A 20,684-nucleotide genomic window follows, 5' to 3' on the forward strand; every position below is an offset into this window, starting at 1 on the left:
CCGTTCGTTTCACGGACCAATCACGAAACCGACGTCTTGGCGGACGCTGACGCGCACTTGCCTCGCGTGCGCCGCGCGCGGATTGCCGCGTCATGCGCAGACGGAATTGCTTCCAGACCGGGACGTCATGGTCTAAAAGCATCTCTTTCCATCGACCGTGAGGCTGACCATGGCATTGAGAGCCGACGACCTGATCGACCGCCGCCGCTTGCGGCGTAAGCTGACCTTCTGGCGCGCTGCGGCCATCGCCATCGTTGCGCTCGGCGTCATTGCGATCTCGGCCTGGTTCTATCGCGACGATTTCGGCGGCTCGGCCGTCGATCATATCGCCAAGGTCAGGATCGAAGGCACCATAACCGAGGACGACGAACTGATCGAGCGGCTGGAAGCCATCCGCAAGTCGCCGAGGGTGAAAGGCGTGATCCTCGCCATCGATTCCCCCGGCGGCACCACCGTCGGCGGTGAATCGATCTATGAGGAGGTGCGCAAGCTCGCCGCCGACAAGCCTGTCGCGGCCGAGGTCGGCACGCTCGCCGCGTCGGCCGGCTACATGATCGCGAGCGCCACCGATCACATCGTCGCCCGCAAGACCTCGATCGTCGGCTCGATCGGCGTGTTGATCCAGTATCCTGATGTCAGCGGCCTGATGGACAAGCTCGGCGTCAAGCTGGAGGAAGTGAAATCCTCGCCGCTCAAGGCCTCGCCCTCGCCTTTCAAGCCGACCAACGAAGACGAGCGCGCCATGGTCCGCAAGCTCATCCTCGACAGCTACGACTGGTTCGTTGGCATCGTCGCCGAACGCCGCAAGATGACCCGCGAGCAAGCGCTGGCGCTCGCCGACGGATCGATCTTCACCGGTCGCCAGGGGGTCGCCAACGGCCTGATCGACGCCGTCGGCGGCGAGACCGAGGCGATCGACTGGCTGGTGACCAAGGGCGTCGACTCGAAACTCAAGGTGGTCGAATGGAAGGACACGGAGCGGCGCGGCGGCTTCCTGTTTTCCAAAGCGATGGTGCGCACGATCGCCGGCGCGCTCGGCCTGCCGGACTACAGCGGCGATATCATCCATGAACTTGGCGCCGACCGCTTGTTTCTTGACGGTCTCGTTTCCGTCTGGCACCCTTGAGATGCCGTTTGGGGTGGATGAAAAAGCAAACAAAATCATCCTCATAATTTCGACCGCACCGATTTCAGGGGACCCGTCCGATGATCAAGTCCGAACTTGTGCAGATTATTGCCACGCGCAATCCGCATCTTTTCCTGCGCGACGTTGAAAACATCGTCGGCGCGATTTTCGACGAGATCACCGACGCGCTCGCCGAAGGCAACCGGGTCGAATTGCGTGGCTTCGGCGCCTTTTCGGTGAAAAACCGCCCCGCCCGCACCGGCCGCAACCCGCGCACTGGTGAATCCGTCGAGGTCGAGGAGAAATGGGTGCCTTTCTTCAAGACCGGCAAGGAACTGCGCGAAAGGCTGAATGGCGGAAAGTAGGCGCGACGCCAGACCGGCCCTTCCCGGGAGGTCGGTTTCCGACGGAAAACATCATGCTCAATCGCTTCATGCTCATCGTGGTCTTCGTGCCCCTGGCGATCATCCTGATCGCGCTGGCCGTCGCCAATCGCGAACTCGTCGCCTTCACGCTGGATCCATTCAATCCCGGCAATCCGGCGCTGACGCTCACTTTGCCGCTGTTCATCTTCCTGTTCCTGGCCCTCGCCGTCGGCATGGTCGTCGGCAGCCTGGCGACCTGGGTCAAGCAGGGACGCTACCGCAAGCTGGCGCGCCAGCGCGGCGTCGAGGCCGAGAACCTGCGCCAGGCGATCGGCCGCACCCCGTCGACACCGCAGGGACCGGTGCTGCCGAAGCCGACCAACTGACCGCCGCACGGGCTGTGGGTTCTCGGGCCCGCGATTTTCTTCACGGAGTTTCCCATGCTGACCATTTCGGCCGCAGAGGTCGACCAGTCGTTGACCTTCCTGGGCCTAGTGGAGACGCTGCGCGTGGCTTTCCGTGACGGCGCGGTGCAACCCGTCCGGCATCATCACACGGTCGAACGGCCGGACGGTGAGGCCTCGACCTTGCTGCTGATGCCGGCCTGGACCGATTTCAACGCAGCCGGCATCTCGGCCGGGGGGCATATCGGCGTCAAGATCGTTACCGTCTCGCCCGACAACAATGCCATCGGCAAACCGGCAGTGATGGGGGTCTATCTCCTGCTCAACGGCGCCACCGGCGAACCGGAGGCCCTGATCGACGGCCAGCGGCTGACGCAATGGCGCACGGCCTGCGCCTCGGCGCTCGCCGCATCCTATCTGGCGCGCGAAGACGCTTCCCGGCTGCTGGTGATCGGGGCCGGTGCGCTGTCGCCATTCCTCGCCAAGGCGCATTGCGCCGTGCGGCCGATCAGGACCATCCGCATCTGGAATCGCACCTTGGACAACGCCGAGAAGGTCGCCGCCGGACTGCGCGCCGAGGGCTTCGCGGCGAGCGCAGCGACCGATCTCGATGCCGAGCTCGGCCAGGCCGATATCGTCTCGTCGGCGACGATCGCCACCGATCCGCTGATCAAGGGCGCCCGCCTGAAGCCGGGAAGCCATGTCGACATGGTCGGCGGCTTCACCCCGACAATGCGCGAAAGCGACGACGAGGCGATAGGGCGCGCCCGGGTCTATGTCGACACCCGCGCCGGCGCCACCAAGGAAGCGGGCGACATCGTCATACCGCTCGCTTCCGGCGTGCTGAAATCGGAAGCCATCATAGCCGATTTGCACGAGCTGGCGCGCGGTCAGAAGCAAGGGCGCCGGAGCGCCGACGAGATCACGCTGTTCAAGTCGGTCGGCGCCGCGCTCGAGGACCTTGCCGCCGGCATTGCCGTCTACAAGGCGCTCAGGACCTAGCTTACTGTCCCGGCTGGTTAGCGCCATAGCTTCGGCGATTACGGCGAAATCGGCCGCGCTTATCGAGAACAGGCCGAAGCGCAGTTGATACCCCCAATTCGGCTTGCCGGCCGTGAAGTCCAGCCTGTCGAGCAATGGCTTGATCGGCGCTTCCCCGGCCGCCGCCCAGTCGACGTCGCGGCGAAAGGGCGTGAAGCCGCCGCCCATGTCGCCTTGATAGGGTTCTCCCTCCCGTACCGTGCCGATCGCCGTGAACGCCCGCAGCCCGTCTTTCTCGCCCAAAATCGTTGTCGGCGAATAATAAACAATGCCGTCCCCGGGCTGCATCCGCCGCAGCGGCGCCGCCTTGCCGTGGTTGACCTGCATAAAGCCGCCCTCGCGGCCGCGCCGGACGTGCTGCGCCGACGCCACCGCGATCCAATACGCGCTCATTCCTGCTCCCCGTCGGCCTGCTGCCCGTCCGACAGCCAGTAGACCCGCAGGCGATGGTTGTCGGGATCGAGCGCAACGAAGGTGCGGCCGAAATCCATGTCGGTCGGCGCCTGCAGGATTTTCAGCCCACGTCCGGACCAGTCGGCATGGGCGGCATCGACTGCCTCGGGCGTATCCAGGGCAAAGACGATCTCGGCGCCGCCACCGGTCGCTGCCGCCGCCGGTTCCACCGTATGCCTCGACCAGAGACCGAGTTTGAAACCGTTGTCGAGCACGAACAGCACGAATGTCGGCGCGCTTTCGACCGGCTCGCGGCCGAGCAGCGCGCTGTAGAAGGCGCCGCTACGCTGCGGCTGGTCGACGTAGAGGATGACGAAATTGGGGGTGACCATGTCTGTTCTCCAGGGGTTTCGACCGGGACAGATATAAAGCGCATCACTGTCAGATTCTGGCAGTATCCGTCACGAAAGGCGCCCTGGACAGCTTACACACCGCTAACGCCGTGGGGTGTCGAGCGTTGCCCGCCATTCCTTCAGCAGCGCCTGACGGCGGCGCGGATAGCGCAGATCCGTCGTCTTGAGCTCGGCTATGCGGTCGGTGCGGAAATGCCGGAAATCCTGCCGTATTTCGCACCACGCCACCACGACCCGCACCTTGTCGAAGAAACCAAGCGCGAACGGCCACACGATGCGCCGCGAGCCCGCGCCACCGGCATCACGATAGAAGAAGTCCAGCTTGCGCTCGTTGCGGATCGCCTGCCGCACCAGGCCGAGATCGATGCCTTCGACAGTCCCGCTGGGCGGCCCGACCAGCAGTGCGGTGGCGTCGAGATCCTCGCGCAGATCATCCGGCAGCACCGACGCGATCTTGGCAAGCGCGTTGACGGCCGCTACCGAAAGCCGCGAATCCGGCTGCTTGGCGACCCAGCGCGAACCGAGCACAATTGCCTCGATCTCCTCGTCGCTGAACATCAACGGCGGCAGCATGAATCCGGGCTTCAGCACATAGCCGAGCCCCGCCTCGCCATCGATCGGCGCCCCCTGGCCCTGCAGCGTTGCGATGTCCCGGTAAAGCGTGCGAATTGAAATCCCGAGTTCGTCGGCGAGCGACTGCCCGCTCACCGGCATGCGATGCCGTCGTAATGTCTGGATCAGGTCGAGCAGGCGTTCGGAGCGGGACATATCGAAGATTTGCCTGTTTCTTTGACATTGGTCCATCGCAAGCCGACATGATCAGGCGACGCTTGCGCGGCGGACTTGGTTGCGAAGCCGGTTGCCCTATGTCAAAAGCGGCCACGCCTCGGAGATGCTCCTGCTTGAAATCTTTTCGCGACAAACGCCGCGACAGCCGTCCGCCCGCAAAAAGCGGTGCACGACAGGCGCGTCCGCATGAAGGTCGTGGAACGGCCCGGCCGGACGCCAGGCCGCAGGAGCGGCCCGACGCCAGGGCCGACGGGCGCCCCGAACCGAAGTCGGCGCCCCGCATCCTGGCCCGTCGCGACGGCGCTCTTCCGGCCGAACAGCTTCCGCTGATCCTCGAAGTGGCGCCCAATGCCGACTATGCGCTGCTCGACAGCGGCGCCGGCCAGAAGCTCGAACAATACGGTCCTTATCGGATCGTCCGCCCAGAGGGCCAGGCGATCTGGCAGAAGGCGCTGCCGGCAAGGGAATGGGACCGCGCCGACGCTGTCTTCACCGGCGATACCGACGAGGAAGGCGTTGGCCGCTGGCGCTTCCCCGGGACGCCGCTCGGCGAGACCTGGCCGATGAAGCACGACGGCATCGATTATCTCGGCCGCTTCACCTCGTTTCGCCATGTCGGCGTGTTTCCCGAGCAGGCCTCGCACTGGGATCACATGGCCGGACTGATCGCGGCGACCAGGCGGCCGGTCAAGGTGCTCAACCTGTTCGGCTATACCGGCCTTGCCTCGCTGGTAGCGGCGCGCGCCGGCGCGGAGGTCACCCATGTCGATGCCTCGAAAAAGGCGGTCGGCTGGGCTCGCGAAAACCAGGAGATGGCCGGGCTTGGCAACAAGCCGATCCGCTGGATCGTCGAAGACGCAGTGAAATTCGCCGAGCGCGAGGAGCGCCGCGGCAGCCGCTATGACATTGTTCTGTTCGACCCGCCCGCCTATGGCCGCGGCCCCAAGGGCGAGGTCTGGCAGTTGTTCGAGGACCTGCCGGCATTGACCGATCTCTGCCGATCGATCCTGACGCCGAAACCGCTTGCCGTGGTGCTGACCGCTTATTCGATCCGCGCCTCCTTCTTCGCCATCCATGCCCTCATGCGCGACACCTTTGCCGGCATGGGCGGCAAGGTTGAATCGGGCGAATTGATCATCCGCGAAAAATCGGCGGGCCGCGCGCTGTCGACCTCGCTGTTCTCGCGCTGGGTGGCCTGATGAGTGGATATGACGGCGCCCGTCCGGTCGGGCAGGTGAAAGAGGTCACCAGCCTCGCCAATCCGCTGGTCAAGGACATCAAGGCGCTGGCCTTGAAAAAATTCCGCGACCAGCAGAACGCCTTCATGGCCGAGGGACTGAAGCTGGTCATCGATGCGCTCGACCTCGGCTGGCAGATCAGGACCCTGGTCTTCGCCAAGGCCGGACGCGGCAACGCGGCGGTTGAGAAGGTCGCTGCGCGCACGGTGGCTTCCGGCGGCACGGTGCTTGAAGTCTCGGAAAAAGTGCTTGTCGCCATAACCCGCCGCGACAATCCGCAAATGGTGATCGGCGTTTTCTCGCAGAAATTCCTGGCCCTGAAGGATATCCGCGCCGACAATGGCGATGTCTGGGTGGCGCTCGACCGGGTGCGTGATCCCGGCAATCTCGGCACCGTCATCCGCACGGTGGACGCCGTAGGCGCGAAGGGCGTGATCCTGGTCGGAGACACCACCGATCCCTTTTCGGTGGAGACGGTGCGCGCCACCATGGGCTCTATCTTCGCCGTTCCGGTGGCCAAGGCGACGACCGAGGCATTCCTCGCCTGGCGCGGCGGGTTTTCGGGTCTCGTCGCCGGCACACACCTCAAAGGCGCGGTCGACTACCGCTCGGTCGATTTTTCCCGGGGGCCGGTGCTGCTGATGATGGGCAATGAGCAGCAAGGCCTGCCCGAAAGCCTGGCGGCGAGTTGCGACAGGCTGCTCAGGATTCCGCAGGCAGGGCGTGCCGATTCGCTCAATCTTGCCGTCGCCACCGGCGTCATGCTGTTCGAGATCCGCCGCGGCGCGCTGAAACTGGACCCTATGGTGGATTCGCAATGAGGGTTGCCCAATCGTGAAATCATGGTCTTCCTATGCGCTGCTGGTCGTCGCGGCCATCGCGCTCGACCAGTGGATAAAACATTTGGTCGAGATCGGCCTTCCCTTTCAGGAAAAGCTCGATCTCCTGCCCTTCCTGGCGCTGTTTCGCACCTATAATACCGGCATCGCCTTCTCGATGTTCTCATCCTTCGGCGATACCGGGCTGGTGATCATCGCCGTTCTCGTCGTCGCCTTCGTGCTCTATCTGGCCACGCACACGCCAGCGGGCCATGTTATTGCCCGCACCGGCTTTGCCCTGATCATCGGTGGCGCGCTCGGCAATCTGATCGACCGCGCCGTCTACGGCCACGTCATCGACTACATCCTGTTCCACACTCCGGTCTGGTCCTTCGCCGTGTTCAATCTCGCCGATGCCTTCATTTCGGTCGGCGCCGCGCTGGTCGTGCTTGACGAAGTTTTGGGCTGGCGGCGCCAGCCCAAGCCCCAGGGTCCCGACGCCTGACCGATTGACCCGGCGCGGCCGCCGCAGCAGAGTCCAAACGTCGATAGATCGAGGAGAGAAAAATGCCCGAAACCTTCAAAGCCATCCTCGTTTCGCGCGACGCCGAAAAGAAACAGTCGGTGGCGGTGACCGACCTCACCGAAGCCGATCTCATGGACGGTGACGTCACCGTCGCAGTCGAAGCGACGACGGTGAACTACAAGGATGGGCTCGCAATATCAGGCAAGGCGCCGGTCATTCGCCGCTGGCCCTTGGTGCCAGGCATCGATTTCGCCGGAACGGTCTTATCCTCTTCCCATCCCGACTGGCGCAAGGGAGACAAGGTCATCCTGAACGGCTGGGGCGTCGGCGAGACGCATTTTGGCGCCTATGCCGAACGCGCCCGCGTCAACGGCGACTGGCTGGTGCCGCTCCCCGACGGCATCAGCGCGCATGACGCGATGGCGGTCGGCACCGCGGGCTATACCGCAATGCTGTGCGTCATGGCACTGGAGCGGCACGGCATCGTGCCCGATCGCGGGCCCGTGGTGGTGACGGGCGCGGCCGGCGGCGTCGGTTCGGTCGCGGTCTCCATCCTGTCCAGCCTGGGCTATCACGTCATTGCCTCGACCGGGCGCAATGCCGAAAGCCCGTATCTCATCGATCTTGGCGCCGCGGAGGTGATATCGCGTGACGAACTCAGCCAGCCGACCAAGCCGCTCGCCAAGGAGCGTTGGGCGGGCGGCATCGATTCCGTCGGCAGCCACACACTGGCCAATGTGCTCTCTATGACCTCCTATGGCGGTGCCGTCGCGGCCTGCGGCCTGGCCGGCGGCATGGACCTGCCGTCGAGCGTGGCACCTTTCATCCTGCGCGGCGTTTCGCTGCTCGGCATCGATTCGGTGATGGCGCCGAAACCGGTGCGGCTCGAGGCCTGGCGCCGCATCGGCGCCGACCTGGATCTGCGCAAGCTCGCCAGCCTGTCCACGACCATCGGCTTCGACGACATCATCGACGCCGCGCGCGACATCGTCGACGGCAAGATCCGCGGCCGCGTCGTCGTAGACATGCAGTGAGTTCGCCGGGGTAAAACAACCTATCCGCTAAAATTCGAACGATCCCCCGCAGGCTTCCATAATTTCTGTCCGGTAGGGTTTTCGCATGGTCGCGGAATCCGGCATCCAGGAAGCGGGGACTGGCGAAGACGTCGATGCGGTACCCGCGCCGGCGTCGGCGCGGCGGTTCGTCGCCGCACCGCCGCTGGCGCCTGAGCCGCAACAGGCCAGGAATCAGCCGCGATTGGCCGGCCGCGAAGGCTTGCCGCTGTTGACCTTCGTCGCCATCATCATGCTGGCGGGGCTGACGCACCTGACCGGCGCGCCGATCTTCATCAGCCTCGCTTTGCTGGCGACCGGCCTTGCCGGCTTCGGCCTGCACCTGCGCGCCAGAAGGAACGAATACCGCACCGCCGCGCTGCTTGATGAAACCACGGCTCGCAGCCGTGCCGAGATCGAGACGCTGGCCGATCGCATGTGGGAGATGCAGGAGAGCGAAGAGCGCTTTCGCGGCCTGATCGACGCGCTTGGCGATCTCGTCATTCATCGCGACCGCGACGGCTATATCGTCTATGCCAACAAGGTGTTCGCCGATCTCGTCGAGGTCGACCAGCGCGACCTCGCCGGCAAGACCCTGGCGGAACTCGGCATCGAAGTCGGTATCGTTCCCGACGCCGCGTTTTCCGACCATGAATGTCTGAGTTCCACCGACGTCGCCATCCGCACGCCCGGGGGTTCGCGCTGGTTCTCGTGGATCGAACTGTCGGTGCGCGACAAGGACAGCGGTGCTGTCTCGCATCGCGCCATCGCCCGCGACATCACCGCCCGCAAGCGTGCCGAATCCTCGCTGATCACCGCGCGCGAGCGGGCCGAATACGCAAGCCAGGCCAAATCGCGCTTCCTCGCCACCGTCAGCCATGAAATCCGCACGCCGATGAACGGCATCATGGGCATGGCCAGGCTGTTGGCCGATACCAGCCTGTCGCCGGAGCAGCAGACCTATGTCGGCGCCATTTCGACCTCGGCCAGCGCGCTGCTGGCCCTCATCGAGGACCTGCTCGACTATTCCAAGATCGAGGCGGGACGCTTCGATCCCGAACCGCAGCCAATGTCGGTGCGCGAGATCGCCGACAACGTTGTCGAGCTCCTCGCCGCGCGCGCCTTCTCCAAGGATATCGGCCTCGGCTGCCATGTCGAGCCCGACGTGCCGCAATTGATCACCGCAGATCCGGGCCGGGTCAGGCAGGTGCTGCTCAACCTGATCGGCAACGCCATCAAGTTCACCGACAGCGGCGGGGTGCTGGTGAGTATAGCGCGCGCCCGCACTGAAACCACCGACCGCATATGCTTCACCATCGCGGATACCGGGCCAGGCCTGCATGAAGACGACATGGAGCGCATTTTCGAGGAGTTCGAGCAGGCCGACGGTACCTCGACGCGCGCGCATGGCGGAGCCGGTCTCGGTCTTGCCATCTCCAAGCGCCTGGTGACCGCCATGGGCGGCACGATTTCCGTCTCCAGCCGGCTGGGTCAGGGTTCGGAATTCGTCTTCGATATCCCGGCCATCTCCGCGAGCGAGCCACCACCGGGCCGCATGGACGCGCTTCAGGGCAGGCACGCGGTAATCCTGTCGAGAAATATCGTCGAGGCCGACGCCATCGCCCGCAGCATCCGCGCCAACGGCGGCGCGGTCGATATCGCCACCACCGTGGCGCAGGCGGCATCGTTCTCCGGCGATTGCGACGTGCTGCTGGTCGACGCGGCCATGGAAGAGGGCGACGGAAGACTGCTCAAGCGGCTGCGCCAAAGCGGTTTTTCCGATTGCGAAGCCATCACGCTGATCGCCCCGACCGATCGCGGCATGCTCGGCGAGTTCCGCGCCAGCGGCTACGCGACCTTCCTCGCCAGACCGGTGCGAGGCGGAACACTTTTGCGTGTGCTTCTGAGCAGTCATGCGCCGGCGCTTGCCCCGACACGGCCGGAAAAGCCCCACCCGCCGGCGCTTCGCGCCGCCAGTGATCGCCAGCGTGGCCTGTCGGTGCTGATCGCCGAGGACAATGACATCAACGCCATGCTCGCTCGCGCCACGCTGCTGAAGGCCGGTCATCGCGTCAAGGTTGTCGGCAACGGCAAGGCGGCGGTCGAGGCCGTTACCGGTGCCGGACACAAACACCGCTTCGACGTGGTGCTGATGGACCTGCACATGCCGGTGATGGATGGGATGGACGCCATCGCCGCCATCCGCCGTCATGAGGAGGAGACCGCCGTGCCGCCAGTGCCCATCATGGTGCTGTCGGCCGACAGCCAGGAAAAGACCCGCCATGCGGTGCTCGCCCACGGCGCCAGCGGCTTTGTCACCAAGCCGCTCGACCCCGATGCACTGGTCGACGCCATCGAGGGGCAGGTCGCCGCCTGAGACTTTTTTTCATCCATCTCCTGCCGAGCGGCGCCACCTTGCTTTTGCATAACGTAGCCGGTTGACCGTATTCGCCAGCCGACGAAGTATTGCCCGCGACGCCGTATCACGGTACTGTCACAATCCTGTTGCACCTACACCGTATCCCCGTGCCAAGAGGGATGGCTCGAAGGAGAATCACTCGTGCATACAGTTATGCCGGAATGTGACACTCGGCCGAACGCCGGCGGCGCCTTGCTTGCCGGGCGCAATGTCGATTCCGTCACAAAGGGCGCAGCGCTCGGCCGTATCGGCAACCTCGAAGTGCGGCTGGCCCGCAACGAGGCCGAGATCGCGGCCGCGCAGGAAGTGCGCTACCGGGTATTCTACGACGAGCTTGGCGCCAGGAAGAACCTGTTTCAGGTGCAGGACCGCCGTGATGCCGACCGCTTCGATCCGCACTGCGATCACCTGCTCGTCTTCGATACCTCGCTTTCCGGCCCCGAACATCGCCGCATCGTCGGGACCTACCGGCTGCTGCGGCAAGAAATCGCTGCGGCCGCCGGCGGCTTCTATTCCGAAGGCGAGTTCGAGCTGACCAAGCTCATCGCCCGTCACCCCGGCCAGCGCTTTCTCGAGCTCGGCCGCTCTTGCGTCCTGCCGGAATACCGTTCGAAGCGCACCATCGAGGCGTTGTGGCAAGGCATCTGGGCCTACATCAACCACTACGGCATTGGCGTGATGACCGGCTGTGCGTCTTTCCAGGGCACGGTGCCGGCGGCCCATGCCGAGGCGCTCACCTATCTGGCGCATCACTGCCGCACGAATTCGGCTTGGGACGTGCGCGCCGTCGCCGGGCGCTATTGTTCCATGGACCTGATGCCGATCGAGGCGGTCAATGCCAAGGCAGCGATCGCTGCGATGCCGCCCTTGGTCAAGGGCTATCTCAGGGTCGGCGCCCGCATCGGCGACGGCTGCGTCATCGATCGTGAATTCTCGACGGTCGATGTGTTCGTGGTGATGCCGGTCAAGGAGATCGGCGCCCGCTACGTCAATTATTACGGCGGGGAAGCGCAGCGTTTTGCGGCGTGATCGGTAGTCAGTAGTCAGTAGTGAAGACATCATAATTTACACCTACTGATTAACCCTAATCACTACTCACTACTCACTACTCACTACTCACTAATCACTAACCCCTAATCCCTTCTCTCACGAAATATCCTCCGGCCGCCTGCCGGGCCGGCTCTTGTAAGACGCAAACGACCAGCCGAATTTGAGCGCGCCGCCGCGCACGGCGAATGCCGCGGCGAAACCGGCCAAGCCTGAGACGATCTGCGGCAGTCCGGCGACATCGCCCAATGTGAAGATTGACGCGCCAACCAGGGCGGCCGTGACATAGATTTCCGGCCTCAGCAGCACCGAAGGCTCCCCTGCCAGCACGTCGCGCAGGATGCCGCCGAATGTGGCGGTCAGCACGCCGGTGATGACGGAAACGACCGGCGAACCGGTGATGGCCAACCCTTTGGCCGCACCCATCACCGAAAAAGCGGCTAGCCCGACGGCGTCGAGCCAGAGCAGCCACTTCCAGCGGGATTCGACACGGTGTGCGCTGAAAAACACCAGCACCGCAACCGCCGCGCAGATCAGCACATAGCTGGAATTGGCGATCCAGAAAACCGGCAGGTTAAGGATGACGTCGCGAAGAGTGCCGCCGCCGATGCCGGTGACGCACGCCAGGAAAAGGAAGCCGATAACGTCGAGCTGCTTGCGCGACGCGGCAAGCGCACCTGTCGCCGCGAAGACCGCAACGCCGGCATAGTCGAGAAGCGCGATGGGGTTCAAGGGCGGGACCAGGAAGTAAGGGAGTAGGGGAGTAGGGGAGTATGTTTAGCACGAAGCCGTACTGTTGATACGCCCCTTACTGCCTTACTGCCTTACTGCCTTACTGCCTTACTGCCTTACTGCCTTGCCCTATTCCCTATTCCCTATTCCCTATTCCCCTAACTACGCGTCCTTCTCCGCCTGCTCGTTGACGGGCCCCGGCTCGACCGGCGCTTCGCCGGCGGCGATTTTCGGGCCGCCCTTGGCAACGCCGACCATGGCCGGGCGCAGCACCCGCTCCCCGATCGAATAGCCCGGCTGCACGACCTGCACCACCGTGTTGGCCGGCACATCGGGATTGGGCACTTCGAACATGGCCTGGTGGAAATTGGGATCGAACTTCTCGCCTTCCGGCGCGAGCTTCTTGACGCCGTGCCGCTCCAGTGCGGACAGCATGGCACGCTCGGTGAGATCGACGCCGTCGATCAGCGCCTTGAAACCCGCATCGCCGGACGCCTTGGCCTCGGCGGGAATAGCGTCCAGCGCGCGGCGCAGATTGTCCGAAACCGACAGCATGTCGCGGGCGAAGTTCGCGACCGCATAGGTACGCGCGTCATGCACGTCGCGCGCGGTGCGGCGACGCAGGTTCTCCATCTCGGCCGCAACGCGAAGCGCCCTGTCCTTCAGCTCTTCATTCTCCTTCAGGAGCCGCACAACCGCTTCATAATCGCCATCGACGCCACCTTCCGTGCGCTCGGCATTGGCTTCGGTCGCCTCAATTTCGTCGGGCGCGCGTTCGTCTTTTGCCTGGTCGCTCATCGCCGTTTCCCATCATCTCGAATAGTGTGGATTTTGAGCCCGATATCGAGGTTTGGTGGGCAAAAATCAAGGGGTAAGCGAAGGCACGCGCCCAGCCGTTCAAACCGAATGGCGATCAGTGCGATGCTTCGATTTTAATTCAAACTTTACCATAGCTTCCACCTTTGCTTGCCCCGGCGGCGCGATCGGGGAACCATTTGCTGGCTGGAGGATTTTCGAACCGACACAGGATTTTTGAAATGACACCCCGCGACAAGGGCGAAAAGAAAGATCGGATCGCCGCCGAAATCCGGCGCCAGCTAGGCACGGCGGCGGTGAGACGCTTTCTGCATGCGCTGCCGGCCTTTCGCGCCGAGAAAGACATTCCCGACCGCTTCCGGGACCAGCTCGAACGTCTCGACGGCCTGGAAAACAGCATGGCTGGCGGCGCGCGCCATTGATGCATGTGACCGGATGCGATCCGGGTTGGCAGAGTTGCAAGGGTTAGAACAGAACCTGAAGTCGCGGCCTGGATCGAGGATCCCGCGCCCCATCGCGACAATTACGCGCGGTAATTTCTCGTGATTAGCCTTGCGGGAGCCGGGCCCCTCCGCCTATGCTTCATGATGAACATGATTTCCCCTGAGACTGCCGCCAACAGTAAGCGCGCCTGGTTGAAGATCCTGGCGCGCTACAAGAAGCCGGACAGGCGGCGCAGCGCCGTCGAACTGGCGATCACCCTGATCCCTTTCGCAGCACTCTGGGCGCTGTCCTCGATCGCCTTTGCCTATGGCCATTGGTGGGGGCTGGTGCTGATCTTGCCGGCGGCGGGCTTCCTGGTGCGGATTTTCATGATCCAGCACGATTGCGGGCACGGATCTTTCTTCGCCAACCGCACCGCCGATGACTGGATAGGCCGCGTCCTGGGCGTGCTTACGCTGACGCCTTATGATTGCTGGCGGAGTGCTCATGCCACCCATCATGCCAGCGCGGGTAATCTCGACGAGCGCGGCGTTGGCGATATCAAGACGTTGACGGTCGCGGAGTACCGGCGGATGTCCTGGAGAGGTCGCCTCGCCTATCGTCTCTATCGCCATCCCCTGGTCATGTTCGGACTGGGGCCGATATGGCTCTTCATCTTCGAGCAAAGGCTGCCGGTCGGGATGATGCGCGGTGGCCTGAAGCCCTGGGTATCCTCGATGGCCACCAACCTCGCCATCGTTCTGGCAGCGTCGATCCTGATATGGTTCGTCGGTATTGGCGCTTTTCTGGTCGTCCACCTGCCGATCGTCATCCTTGCCGGATCCGCCGGCATCTGGCTGTTCTATGTCCAGCACCAGTTCGAGGAGACCGAATGGGCGAAGGACGATGAGTGGGAGTTCCAGCGTGCCGCCTTGCACGGATCCTCCTATTATGACCTGCCGCCGGTGCTGAACTGGTTCACCGGCAACATCGGTGTCCATCATGTCCATCACCTCTCCGCGAAGGTGCCAGGCTACCGCCTGCAGGAAGTGCTGCGCGATTATCCGGAACTGCGCGGCATAGGCCGCATCACCCTTCTTGAGAGCCTGCGCTGCGTCAAGCTGGCGCTGTGGGATGAAAACAGCGGCAAGCTGGTGTCGTTTCGCCAGGCACGGATGGCGGCGTAGCCATCTTCTGCCTGGCTCTGCTGTCCCCGATCCGCCGGCGGCACCTCCTGTCGTCGTGACGGGAGAGGACAGGCGGCCGCAACCCTGTCGCTGGAAGTGTCGTGACGTCAGCCGGCACGCAGCCGACGCCAGGAGTATTTTGGTCCCTTGGGCTTCGGCACGGCGGCAGGCTGGTAGTAGAGTCCCAATCCGCCGGTGCGGCCTTCGTCCAGCCGCTTCAAGAGCACGGGATTGGAGATTTCGAATTCATCGAAACCGAGCCGCAGCATATGCGGCAGTTGGTCGACCAGCACCTGGCCGGTGGCGCGCACGGCACCTTCGAAATGATGTCGGCTGCGCAGCAATTCGCCCTTTGAGAAGGAGCGGCCATCGCTGAACGACGGAAAAGCCAGCGCCACCAGCGACAGTTGGTCGAGCAGGCCAGCAATCCTTTCGAGCTGATCGCCGGGTTGCAGCACGACACCGATCCTTTCCTTGGCCGACCGGCGCACCTCCGGATCGAGATCGAGAAACGCCTGCAGCGGCAGGATGAAGCGGCCATTGCCGGACAGCGCTTCCGCGCCTTCGGCATGAGCCCACTCATCCTCCCGAAAACCCGTCGGGGTCCAGAGGCGGGTCTCCGGTATCGTCGGTTCAGTCATCGAAATTTCCTAAAATTCAAAGAGCTCAAGGGGGTGTGGAGATTCAAGCAGGCCCGAGTCGAAAACGGTAGCTTCCGAGAGCCGGAGCGGAGCGTACTTGTAGTATGTGAGCCCCCGAAGCCGCCGTTTGCAGGCCGGCCTCACCTGAATATCAGCATACCCTATAACGATGCGTCGGTCAGCGACTTCTCCAGTCCCGACAGGTGAATGCCGCACTCGGTCTTGGCATGGCCGGCCCAGCGGCCGCTGCGCGCGTCCTCGCCCGGCTGCACCGGCTGGGTGCACGGGAAGCAGCCGATCGACAGATAGCCATAGGCGACCAGCGGATTTTCCCGCAGTGCATGCGCACGCATGTAGTCCGCCTGGTCCGACGTCGTCCAGTGCGCCAGCGGATTGATGCGGATACGTGGGCCGACCGCCTCGAACACCGGAAGTGCTGCGCGCGTCGAGGCCTGGAAGCGTTTGCGGCCGGTGAACCAGGCGCGGAAAGGCGCCACGCCCCGTGCCAGCGGCTCGACCTTGCGCACGTCGCAGCAGGCGTCGGTGTTGGTCTGGTGCAGATTGCCGGTTGGATCGATCCGCTCGAGTGCTGCCTCGTCGGGCTTGATCACCTGGATGTTGGTCAACCCGAAATCGGCGACCAGGGCGTCGCGATAGCCGAGCGTCTCCTCGAAATGCTTGCCAGTATCGAGAAAGATGACCGGCAGCGAGCGATCGACTTCGGAAATCATGTGCAGTAGCACGGCCGAATCGGCACCGAAGGAAGACACCGCGGCAATCTCATCGTGAAACAGGTCGCCTGCCGCGCGTTCGATGATGTCGAGCGGATTCAGGTGGCCGTAAAGCGCGTCAAACCCCGCCGCTTTGGCGGCGATGCCGTCATCGGCGTCGACGATAGGGTCAAGCGGCCTTGGCTTCGCCAGCATAGAGCGCCTCCTTGAACGGCGCGGGACCGACACGGCGGTAGGCGTCGATGAATTTCTCTTGTGAGTTGAGCCGAAGGCCGAGATAGGTCTCGACGATCTGCTCGATGGCGTCGGTGATCTCTTCCGACGAGAAGCCGCGGCCGATGATCTCGCCCACCGAAGTGTTCTCGTCGGCCGAACCGCCAAGCGTCACCTGGTACAGCTCGGTGCCTTTCTTTTCGACTCCGAGAATGCCGATATGTCCGACATGGTGATGGCCGCAGGCATTGATGCAGCCGGAGATCTTCAGCTTCAACTCGCCGATCTCGCGCTGCCGCTCCAGCGAGGCGAAGCGACGCGAGATCTCCTGCGCGATCGGGATCGAACGCGCTGTGGCCAGCGCGCAATAGTCGAGGCCCGGGCACGAGATGATGTCCGATATCAGGTTCGAATTGGCGGTCGCCAGGCCGATATCGACCAGCGCGTCATAGACCGCCTTCAGGTCGGCGCGCGCCACATGCGGCAGGATCAGGTTCTGCTCGTGGCTGACGCGCAACTCGTCGTATCCATACTTCTCGGCGATATCGGCAATCGCTTCCATCTGGCTGTCGGTCGCATCGCCCGGCACTTCGCCGATACCCTTCAGCGAGATGGTCACCGCCGCATAGTCGGGGTGGCGATGCGTCACCACGTTCTGGTCGAGCCAATCCGAGAAGCCCTTGGAATCGAGGCGTGCCAGCTTTACAGCCTCGTCGCCGTCCGGCCGCGCGGTCAGCGCTGGTGGCGCGAAATAGGCGTCGATGGCGCGGATGTCTGCTTCCGGCAGCTTCAACTCGGCGTCCTTCAATTGCTGCCATTCCGCCTCGACCTGGCGCGTGATCTCCTCGACGCCGGTCTCGTGGACCAGGATCTTGATGCGCGCCTTGAACTTATTGTCGCGGCGGCCATGCAGGTTGTAAACGCGCAGGATCGCCGTGCAGTAGGACAAAAGGTCGGCTTCCGGCAGGAAATCGCGGATCTTCCTGGCGACCATCGGCGTGCGCCCCTGGCCGCCGCCGACATAGACGGCGAAGCCGAGCTCGCCGGCCGCGTTCTTCTTCAGGTGCAGGCCGATGTCGTGGGTCTGGATGGCGGCGCGGTCGCGCTCCGCGCCGGTTACCGCGATCTTGAACTTGCGCGGCAGATAGGAAAACTCCGGATGAACAGATGACCACTGGCGCAGGATTTCCGCATAGGGACGCGGATCGGCGACCTCGTCGGCCGCCGCACCCGCGAAATGGTCCGCGGTGACGTTGCGGATACAATTGCCGCTGGTCTGGATGGCGTGCATCTCGACACTTGCCAGATCGGCCAGGATCGCAGGAATGTCGGACAGCGCCGGCCAGTGGAACTGGATGTTCTGGCGCGTGGTGAAATGGCCGTAGCCCTTGTCGTATTTGCGCGCGATGTGGCCGAGCATGCGCAACTGCTTGCTGTTCAGCGTGCCATAGGGCACCGCGATGCGCAGCATATAGGCGTGCAATTGCAGGTAGACGCCGTTCATCAGCCTGAGCGGCCGGAACTGGTCCTCGGTGATCTCGCCGGCGAGCCGGCGCTGGACCTGGTCGCTGAACTCGGCGACGCGGGCCTGGACAAAATCGTGATCGAACTCATCGTAGCGGTACATGCTTCGTCTTTCAGGGCGCGTCCGCCCGTGTTCACTTCTGGTCTGGGCTTACGCCGCCCGGGAGGCCTGCTTGCCAAGATCGTTGCGAATGGTCGGGCCCGCGGCGCGGATCTTCTCGCGCAACCGCACCGGCTCGACAACGCCGTTCACGATTTCGGCATCGATGAGGTTGACGTCGAGGACTTCGTTGTCGGCGTGGGCCTTGGCACCGATCGCTTCCAGGCGATCCTCGGCCGCCTTGTCATGGGCGAGGTCGGCATGGTCCGCCCTCTCGGCCCAGCCGCCGTCTGCGTACCAGACGGCGATGCCGTCGGCGAGCCGGTTGGCGGTCAGTATCTTCATTGCTGAACTCCCTCGGTGGCAGCTATGGGCGCACCTTCATGCCTGTGTGCCGCGAGCGGTTCGGACCGTTCGAAATTGGCGCCGGCGACCGCATCGCCGATGATGGTCATGACCGGACCTGAGAGATCGGAGCGCGCTTCCAACGACGGCAGGTCGGCAAGCGTGCCGTGGAAACGGCGGCGATTGCCGAGGCTGGCATTCTCGACCACGGCTACCGCCGTATCGGGCGAAAGCCCGGCCTCGATCAGCCGGCCGGCAACCTCCGCGGCCACCGAGCGGCCCATATAGACAGCAACGGTGGCACCCGAAATGGCAAGCTTGGCCCAGTCGGGCAGCGAATTGCCCTTGAGATCATGACCGGTGGTGAACACCATCGAGGAGGAAACCCCACGCAGCGTCAGCGGCAATTCGAAATCGGCGGCGGCAGCGAAAGCAGCGGTAACGCCCGGAACCACCTCATAGGCGATGCCGGCATCACGCAGCGCCGCCATCTCCTCGCCGGCCCGGCCGAACACCAGGGGATCGCCCGACTTCAGCCGCACCACACGCTTGCCTTCGCGGCCAAGCTCGACCAGCAGCGCATTGATCTCGGCCTGGCTCTTGGTGTGACAGCCCTTGCGTTTGCCGACCGCCAGCCGCTCGGCGTCGCGTCGGCCCATGGCGACGACAGCCTCCGGCACCAGCGCGTCGTGGACGATGACATCGGCCTCCATCAGCAGGCGATGCGCACGCAGCGTCAAAAGGTCCTCGGCACCGGGGCCCGCGCCAACCAGGGCGATATGGCCTGAAGCGGATGCAGCCGAACGCAGAAGATCGGCGGCTGCGTCATGCGCCTGCGAAAGCTTGCCAGCTTCGACGGCGCGCGCCGGCGCACCGCCGAAGAACTCGCTCCAGAACCGGCGGCGCGAATTGCCCCTGGGCAGGCTTTCAGCGGCGGCCCGGAAGGACGCGGCGAGAGCCGCCAACCTGCCCAACGAGGGCGACAGCATGCGGTCGATGCGGGCACGCAGCATCTGCGCCAGCACCGGCCCAGCGCCTTCCGTGCCGATGGCGATCGCGACCGGTGCGCGATTGACCAGCGCCGGGGTGAAAAAATCGCAAAGCTCCGGCCGGTCCACCGCATTGACGGGGATGCCGAGCCGGCGCGCATCCTGGACAACGCGCCGGTCGAGCGCCTCATCGCCGCTGGCAGCGAACACCATCACCGAGCCTTCCAGCCGGCTCGCCTCATAGGCCGCGATGTGGGTGGCGCCGCTCTGCGCGATGAAGCCGAGCATGTCCGGTGAGGCGCTCTCCGCGACGATGCGCAGCGTAGCGCTGGACTGCCCAAGCAATCGTGCCTTGGCCAACGCTTCGTCGCCGCCGCCGACGATCGTTACGGCTTCGTCCTCGACCCGTACGAAGACGGGGAAGGCATTGAGCTTGGGGGCGGGCTGCGGCATGGATACGAACGGAATCCTGATCTGGTCTTCACTTCTACGCGTGGGCGCGAAAAAGCTGAAGAAACCCACTCGCGCATCACCTTCCGGGATGCAATCGCTTTTTCTAAAGGGCCGCGGCCAAGAGAAAAATATTCCACCTTGTTGCGGAGACCGGCATCAAGCCGCTGTCGCGGGCCTTGATTTCTCCTCTTTTTTGGGCCGAACGCGCTTTATGACAAAACCGTTTTTTCTAAATTCTACTAATTTAGTAGATTAAAGCTGCCTGGCGGTCGTGCGCGCGCCTCCGCCTCGACGGAGCGTCCGTATGACCTGGCTTTTTGGCTGGAACATTACCGGATCGAGGCGCGTTCCTTCCGCATGCGCAATTCAAAATCATACCTGGCCGCGGCGTGAAGCCAAGCGTGGCGGCAGCGAAGGAAGGAGCCCGGCGTCATGAGCGCGATCAAGTTGAAGCACGGCATCTGGATCATGGTGGCCGACGGAGAAAAAGCGCTCTTCCTCAGAAATGCAGGTGACACCAAATTTCCGAACCTCGAAGTGGTGCAGGAAATGAGGCAGGACAACCCGCCAACGCGCGAGCAAGGCAGCGACAGTCCCGGTCGCTACAATGACGGCCCCTCGGTTCATCGCAGCGCGGTTGAGGAGACGGATTGGCATCGGATCGGCAAGGAGCGCTTTGCCGACGAACTCGCCGAACGGCTCTACAAGCTGGCTCATCGAGGCTCTTTTGACGAAATCATCCTCATCGCGCCGCCGCTCGTGCTCGGCGCGATGCGCAAGATCCTGCACAAGGAAGTCAGCGACAAGGTCAGCGCGGAAATTCCCAAGACGCTGACCAACCACGCGGTATTCGAGATCGAGGCCCTGTTGCGGGCAGCTTGATCGTTGGCGATCGAGCG

General features: G+C 63.8%; 22 protein-coding genes and 1 pseudogene. 13 read left to right on the forward strand and 10 right to left on the reverse strand.

The window, feature by feature from the left end; translation table 11 throughout:
- Positions 1-169: 169 nt before the first annotated feature.
- From sppA to FJ953_RS12030, 4 genes are all read left to right on the forward strand, one after another.
- On the forward strand, positions 170-1,126 hold the full coding sequence (sppA, locus tag FJ953_RS12015) for a signal peptide peptidase SppA (RefSeq protein ID WP_140624414.1): 957 nt from the start codon (positions 170-172) through the stop codon (positions 1,124-1,126).
- Positions 1,127-1,206: 80 nt separating this feature from the next.
- Positions 1,207-1,491, forward strand: a complete 285-nt coding sequence (locus tag FJ953_RS12020) for an integration host factor subunit beta (protein WP_006200394.1) — start codon at positions 1,207-1,209, stop codon at positions 1,489-1,491.
- Positions 1,492-1,544: 53 nt separating this feature from the next.
- Positions 1,545-1,877, forward strand: coding sequence for a DUF1049 domain-containing protein (locus FJ953_RS12025; RefSeq protein WP_140500210.1), 333 nt, complete (start codon positions 1,545-1,547; stop codon positions 1,875-1,877).
- 54 nt (positions 1,878-1,931) lie between these two features.
- Complete coding sequence (locus FJ953_RS12030; RefSeq protein ID WP_140624415.1) at positions 1,932-2,897, forward strand: ornithine cyclodeaminase family protein; 966 nt, start codon at positions 1,932-1,934, stop codon at positions 2,895-2,897.
- A gap of 24 nt (positions 2,898-2,921) precedes the next feature.
- Here the strand turns inward: FJ953_RS12030 and FJ953_RS12035 are convergent.
- The 3 genes and pseudogenes from FJ953_RS12035 to FJ953_RS12045 form a co-directional block, all read right to left on the reverse strand.
- A pseudogene (locus tag FJ953_RS12035) lies at positions 2,922-3,329 on the reverse strand (EVE domain-containing protein); the annotation flags it as partial.
- Positions 3,326-3,721: a VOC family protein gene (locus FJ953_RS12040; protein ID WP_140513758.1), complete on the reverse strand. Its 396-nt coding sequence runs from the start codon at positions 3,719-3,721 to the stop codon at positions 3,326-3,328. The pseudogene FJ953_RS12035 and the gene FJ953_RS12040, both read right to left, overlap by 4 nt.
- A 102-nt stretch (positions 3,722-3,823) precedes the next feature.
- Positions 3,824-4,510, reverse strand: a complete 687-nt coding sequence (locus FJ953_RS12045) for a YafY family protein (protein ID WP_140500217.1) — start codon at positions 4,508-4,510, stop codon at positions 3,824-3,826.
- Between the two features lie 134 nt (positions 4,511-4,644).
- Here FJ953_RS12045 and FJ953_RS12050 point away from each other — a divergent pair, with 134 nt between their 5' ends.
- The 6 genes from FJ953_RS12050 (at position 4,645) to FJ953_RS12075 (ending at position 11,613) form a co-directional block, all read left to right on the forward strand.
- Positions 4,645-5,730 carry a class I SAM-dependent rRNA methyltransferase gene (locus FJ953_RS12050; protein ID WP_140624416.1) on the forward strand — a complete coding sequence of 362 codons (1,086 nt, stop codon included), beginning with the start codon at positions 4,645-4,647 and terminating at the stop codon, positions 5,728-5,730.
- Complete coding sequence (locus FJ953_RS12055; RefSeq protein WP_140624417.1) at positions 5,730-6,590, forward strand: RNA methyltransferase; 861 nt, start codon at positions 5,730-5,732, stop codon at positions 6,588-6,590. Before FJ953_RS12050 ends, FJ953_RS12055 begins: the two co-directional genes overlap by 1 nt.
- Before the next feature lie 13 nt (positions 6,591-6,603).
- Entirely contained in the window at positions 6,604-7,092 is a 489-nt protein-coding gene (lspA, locus tag FJ953_RS12060) for a signal peptidase II (protein WP_140624418.1), read from the forward strand.
- A gap of 62 nt (positions 7,093-7,154) precedes the next feature.
- Positions 7,155-8,147 carry an MDR family oxidoreductase gene (locus FJ953_RS12065; RefSeq protein ID WP_140624419.1) on the forward strand — a complete coding sequence of 331 codons (993 nt, stop codon included), beginning with the start codon at positions 7,155-7,157 and terminating at the stop codon, positions 8,145-8,147.
- 85 nt (positions 8,148-8,232) lie between these two features.
- Positions 8,233-10,542, forward strand: coding sequence for a PAS domain-containing hybrid sensor histidine kinase/response regulator (locus FJ953_RS12070; RefSeq protein WP_140624420.1), 2,310 nt, complete (start codon positions 8,233-8,235; stop codon positions 10,540-10,542).
- 183 nt (positions 10,543-10,725) lie between these two features.
- Positions 10,726-11,613 (forward strand): GNAT family N-acetyltransferase, encoded by an 888-nt coding sequence (locus tag FJ953_RS12075; protein WP_140500229.1) that lies wholly within the window; start codon positions 10,726-10,728, stop codon positions 11,611-11,613.
- A gap of 117 nt (positions 11,614-11,730) precedes the next feature.
- Here FJ953_RS12075 and FJ953_RS12080 read toward each other — a convergent pair whose 3' ends face one another.
- Positions 11,731-12,363, reverse strand: a complete 633-nt coding sequence (locus FJ953_RS12080; RefSeq protein ID WP_140500230.1) for a trimeric intracellular cation channel family protein — start codon at positions 12,361-12,363, stop codon at positions 11,731-11,733.
- A 162-nt stretch (positions 12,364-12,525) separates the two neighbouring features.
- A complete protein-coding gene (gene grpE / locus FJ953_RS12085) occupies positions 12,526-13,161 on the reverse strand; it encodes a nucleotide exchange factor GrpE (RefSeq protein WP_140500232.1) in 636 nt (211 codons plus the stop codon).
- 239 nt (positions 13,162-13,400) lie between these two features.
- Here grpE and FJ953_RS12090 point away from each other — a divergent pair, with 239 nt between their 5' ends.
- Together FJ953_RS12090 and FJ953_RS12095 are read left to right on the forward strand one after the other, a co-directional pair.
- Positions 13,401-13,601, forward strand: a complete 201-nt coding sequence (locus FJ953_RS12090) for a hypothetical protein (RefSeq protein WP_140500234.1) — start codon at positions 13,401-13,403, stop codon at positions 13,599-13,601.
- A 165-nt stretch (positions 13,602-13,766) separates the two neighbouring features.
- Positions 13,767-14,789 (forward strand): fatty acid desaturase, encoded by a 1,023-nt coding sequence (locus tag FJ953_RS12095; RefSeq protein WP_140500460.1) that lies wholly within the window; start codon positions 13,767-13,769, stop codon positions 14,787-14,789.
- A gap of 107 nt (positions 14,790-14,896) precedes the next feature.
- On the opposite strand, the gene FJ953_RS12100 is transcribed toward FJ953_RS12095, so the two are convergent.
- The 5 genes from FJ953_RS12100 to cysG form a co-directional block, all read right to left on the reverse strand.
- The gene (locus FJ953_RS12100) at positions 14,897-15,430 is read right to left on the reverse strand and encodes a DUF934 domain-containing protein (protein ID WP_140500236.1); all 534 of its coding nucleotides are present in this window, start codon (positions 15,428-15,430) and stop codon (positions 14,897-14,899) included.
- A gap of 161 nt (positions 15,431-15,591) precedes the next feature.
- Positions 15,592-16,356, reverse strand: a complete 765-nt coding sequence (locus FJ953_RS12105) for a phosphoadenylyl-sulfate reductase (protein ID WP_140500238.1) — start codon at positions 16,354-16,356, stop codon at positions 15,592-15,594.
- Entirely contained in the window at positions 16,331-18,001 is a 1,671-nt protein-coding gene (locus FJ953_RS12110; protein ID WP_140500240.1) for a nitrite/sulfite reductase, read from the reverse strand. The genes FJ953_RS12105 and FJ953_RS12110 overlap by 26 nt, the downstream gene beginning before the upstream one ends.
- Before the next feature lie 48 nt (positions 18,002-18,049).
- Entirely contained in the window at positions 18,050-18,343 is a 294-nt protein-coding gene (locus FJ953_RS12115) for a DUF2849 domain-containing protein (protein WP_140500242.1), read from the reverse strand.
- Positions 18,340-19,785 (reverse strand): siroheme synthase CysG, encoded by a 1,446-nt coding sequence (cysG, locus tag FJ953_RS12120; protein ID WP_140558382.1) that lies wholly within the window; start codon positions 19,783-19,785, stop codon positions 18,340-18,342. Before cysG ends, FJ953_RS12115 begins: the two co-directional genes overlap by 4 nt.
- A 432-nt stretch (positions 19,786-20,217) precedes the next feature.
- Between cysG and FJ953_RS12125 the strand changes: the two genes are divergently transcribed.
- Complete coding sequence (locus FJ953_RS12125) at positions 20,218-20,667, forward strand: host attachment family protein (protein ID WP_140513765.1); 450 nt, start codon at positions 20,218-20,220, stop codon at positions 20,665-20,667.
- Positions 20,668-20,684 lie beyond the last annotated feature (17 nt).

The organism is Mesorhizobium sp. B2-3-6, assembly GCF_006442305.1.
Lineage (GTDB): Bacteria > Pseudomonadota > Alphaproteobacteria > Rhizobiales > Rhizobiaceae > Mesorhizobium.

Bases quoted from the DNA above. Each gene is read 5' to 3' on its own strand.
- sppA (WP_140624414.1), top strand. From the start codon at position 170: ATGGCATTGAGAGCCGACGACCTGATCGACCGCCGCCGCTTGCGGCGT.
- FJ953_RS12115 (WP_140500242.1), bottom strand. From the start codon at position 18,343: ATGAAGATACTGACCGCCAACCGGCTCGCCGACGGCATCGCCGTCTGG.
- FJ953_RS12065 (WP_140624419.1), top strand. From the start codon at position 7,155: ATGCCCGAAACCTTCAAAGCCATCCTCGTTTCGCGCGACGCCGAAAAG.
- FJ953_RS12125 (WP_140513765.1), top strand. From the start codon at position 20,218: ATGAGCGCGATCAAGTTGAAGCACGGCATCTGGATCATGGTGGCCGAC.
- FJ953_RS12045 (WP_140500217.1), bottom strand. From the start codon at position 4,510: ATGTCCCGCTCCGAACGCCTGCTCGACCTGATCCAGACATTACGACGG.
- FJ953_RS12055 (WP_140624417.1), top strand. From the start codon at position 5,730: ATGAGTGGATATGACGGCGCCCGTCCGGTCGGGCAGGTGAAAGAGGTC.
- FJ953_RS12030 (WP_140624415.1), top strand. From the start codon at position 1,932: ATGCTGACCATTTCGGCCGCAGAGGTCGACCAGTCGTTGACCTTCCTG.
- FJ953_RS12020 (WP_006200394.1), top strand. From the start codon at position 1,207: ATGATCAAGTCCGAACTTGTGCAGATTATTGCCACGCGCAATCCGCAT.
- FJ953_RS12040 (WP_140513758.1), bottom strand. From the start codon at position 3,721: ATGGTCACCCCCAATTTCGTCATCCTCTACGTCGACCAGCCGCAGCGT.
- FJ953_RS12070 (WP_140624420.1), top strand. From the start codon at position 8,233: ATGGTCGCGGAATCCGGCATCCAGGAAGCGGGGACTGGCGAAGACGTC.
- FJ953_RS12095 (WP_140500460.1), top strand. From the start codon at position 13,767: ATGAACATGATTTCCCCTGAGACTGCCGCCAACAGTAAGCGCGCCTGG.
- FJ953_RS12025 (WP_140500210.1), top strand. From the start codon at position 1,545: ATGCTCAATCGCTTCATGCTCATCGTGGTCTTCGTGCCCCTGGCGATC.
- FJ953_RS12090 (WP_140500234.1), top strand. From the start codon at position 13,401: ATGACACCCCGCGACAAGGGCGAAAAGAAAGATCGGATCGCCGCCGAA.
- FJ953_RS12100 (WP_140500236.1), bottom strand. From the start codon at position 15,430: ATGACTGAACCGACGATACCGGAGACCCGCCTCTGGACCCCGACGGGT.
- FJ953_RS12105 (WP_140500238.1), bottom strand. From the start codon at position 16,356: ATGCTGGCGAAGCCAAGGCCGCTTGACCCTATCGTCGACGCCGATGAC.
- FJ953_RS12110 (WP_140500240.1), bottom strand. From the start codon at position 18,001: ATGTACCGCTACGATGAGTTCGATCACGATTTTGTCCAGGCCCGCGTC.
- grpE (WP_140500232.1), bottom strand. From the start codon at position 13,161: ATGAGCGACCAGGCAAAAGACGAACGCGCGCCCGACGAAATTGAGGCG.
- cysG (WP_140558382.1), bottom strand. From the start codon at position 19,785: ATGCCGCAGCCCGCCCCCAAGCTCAATGCCTTCCCCGTCTTCGTACGG.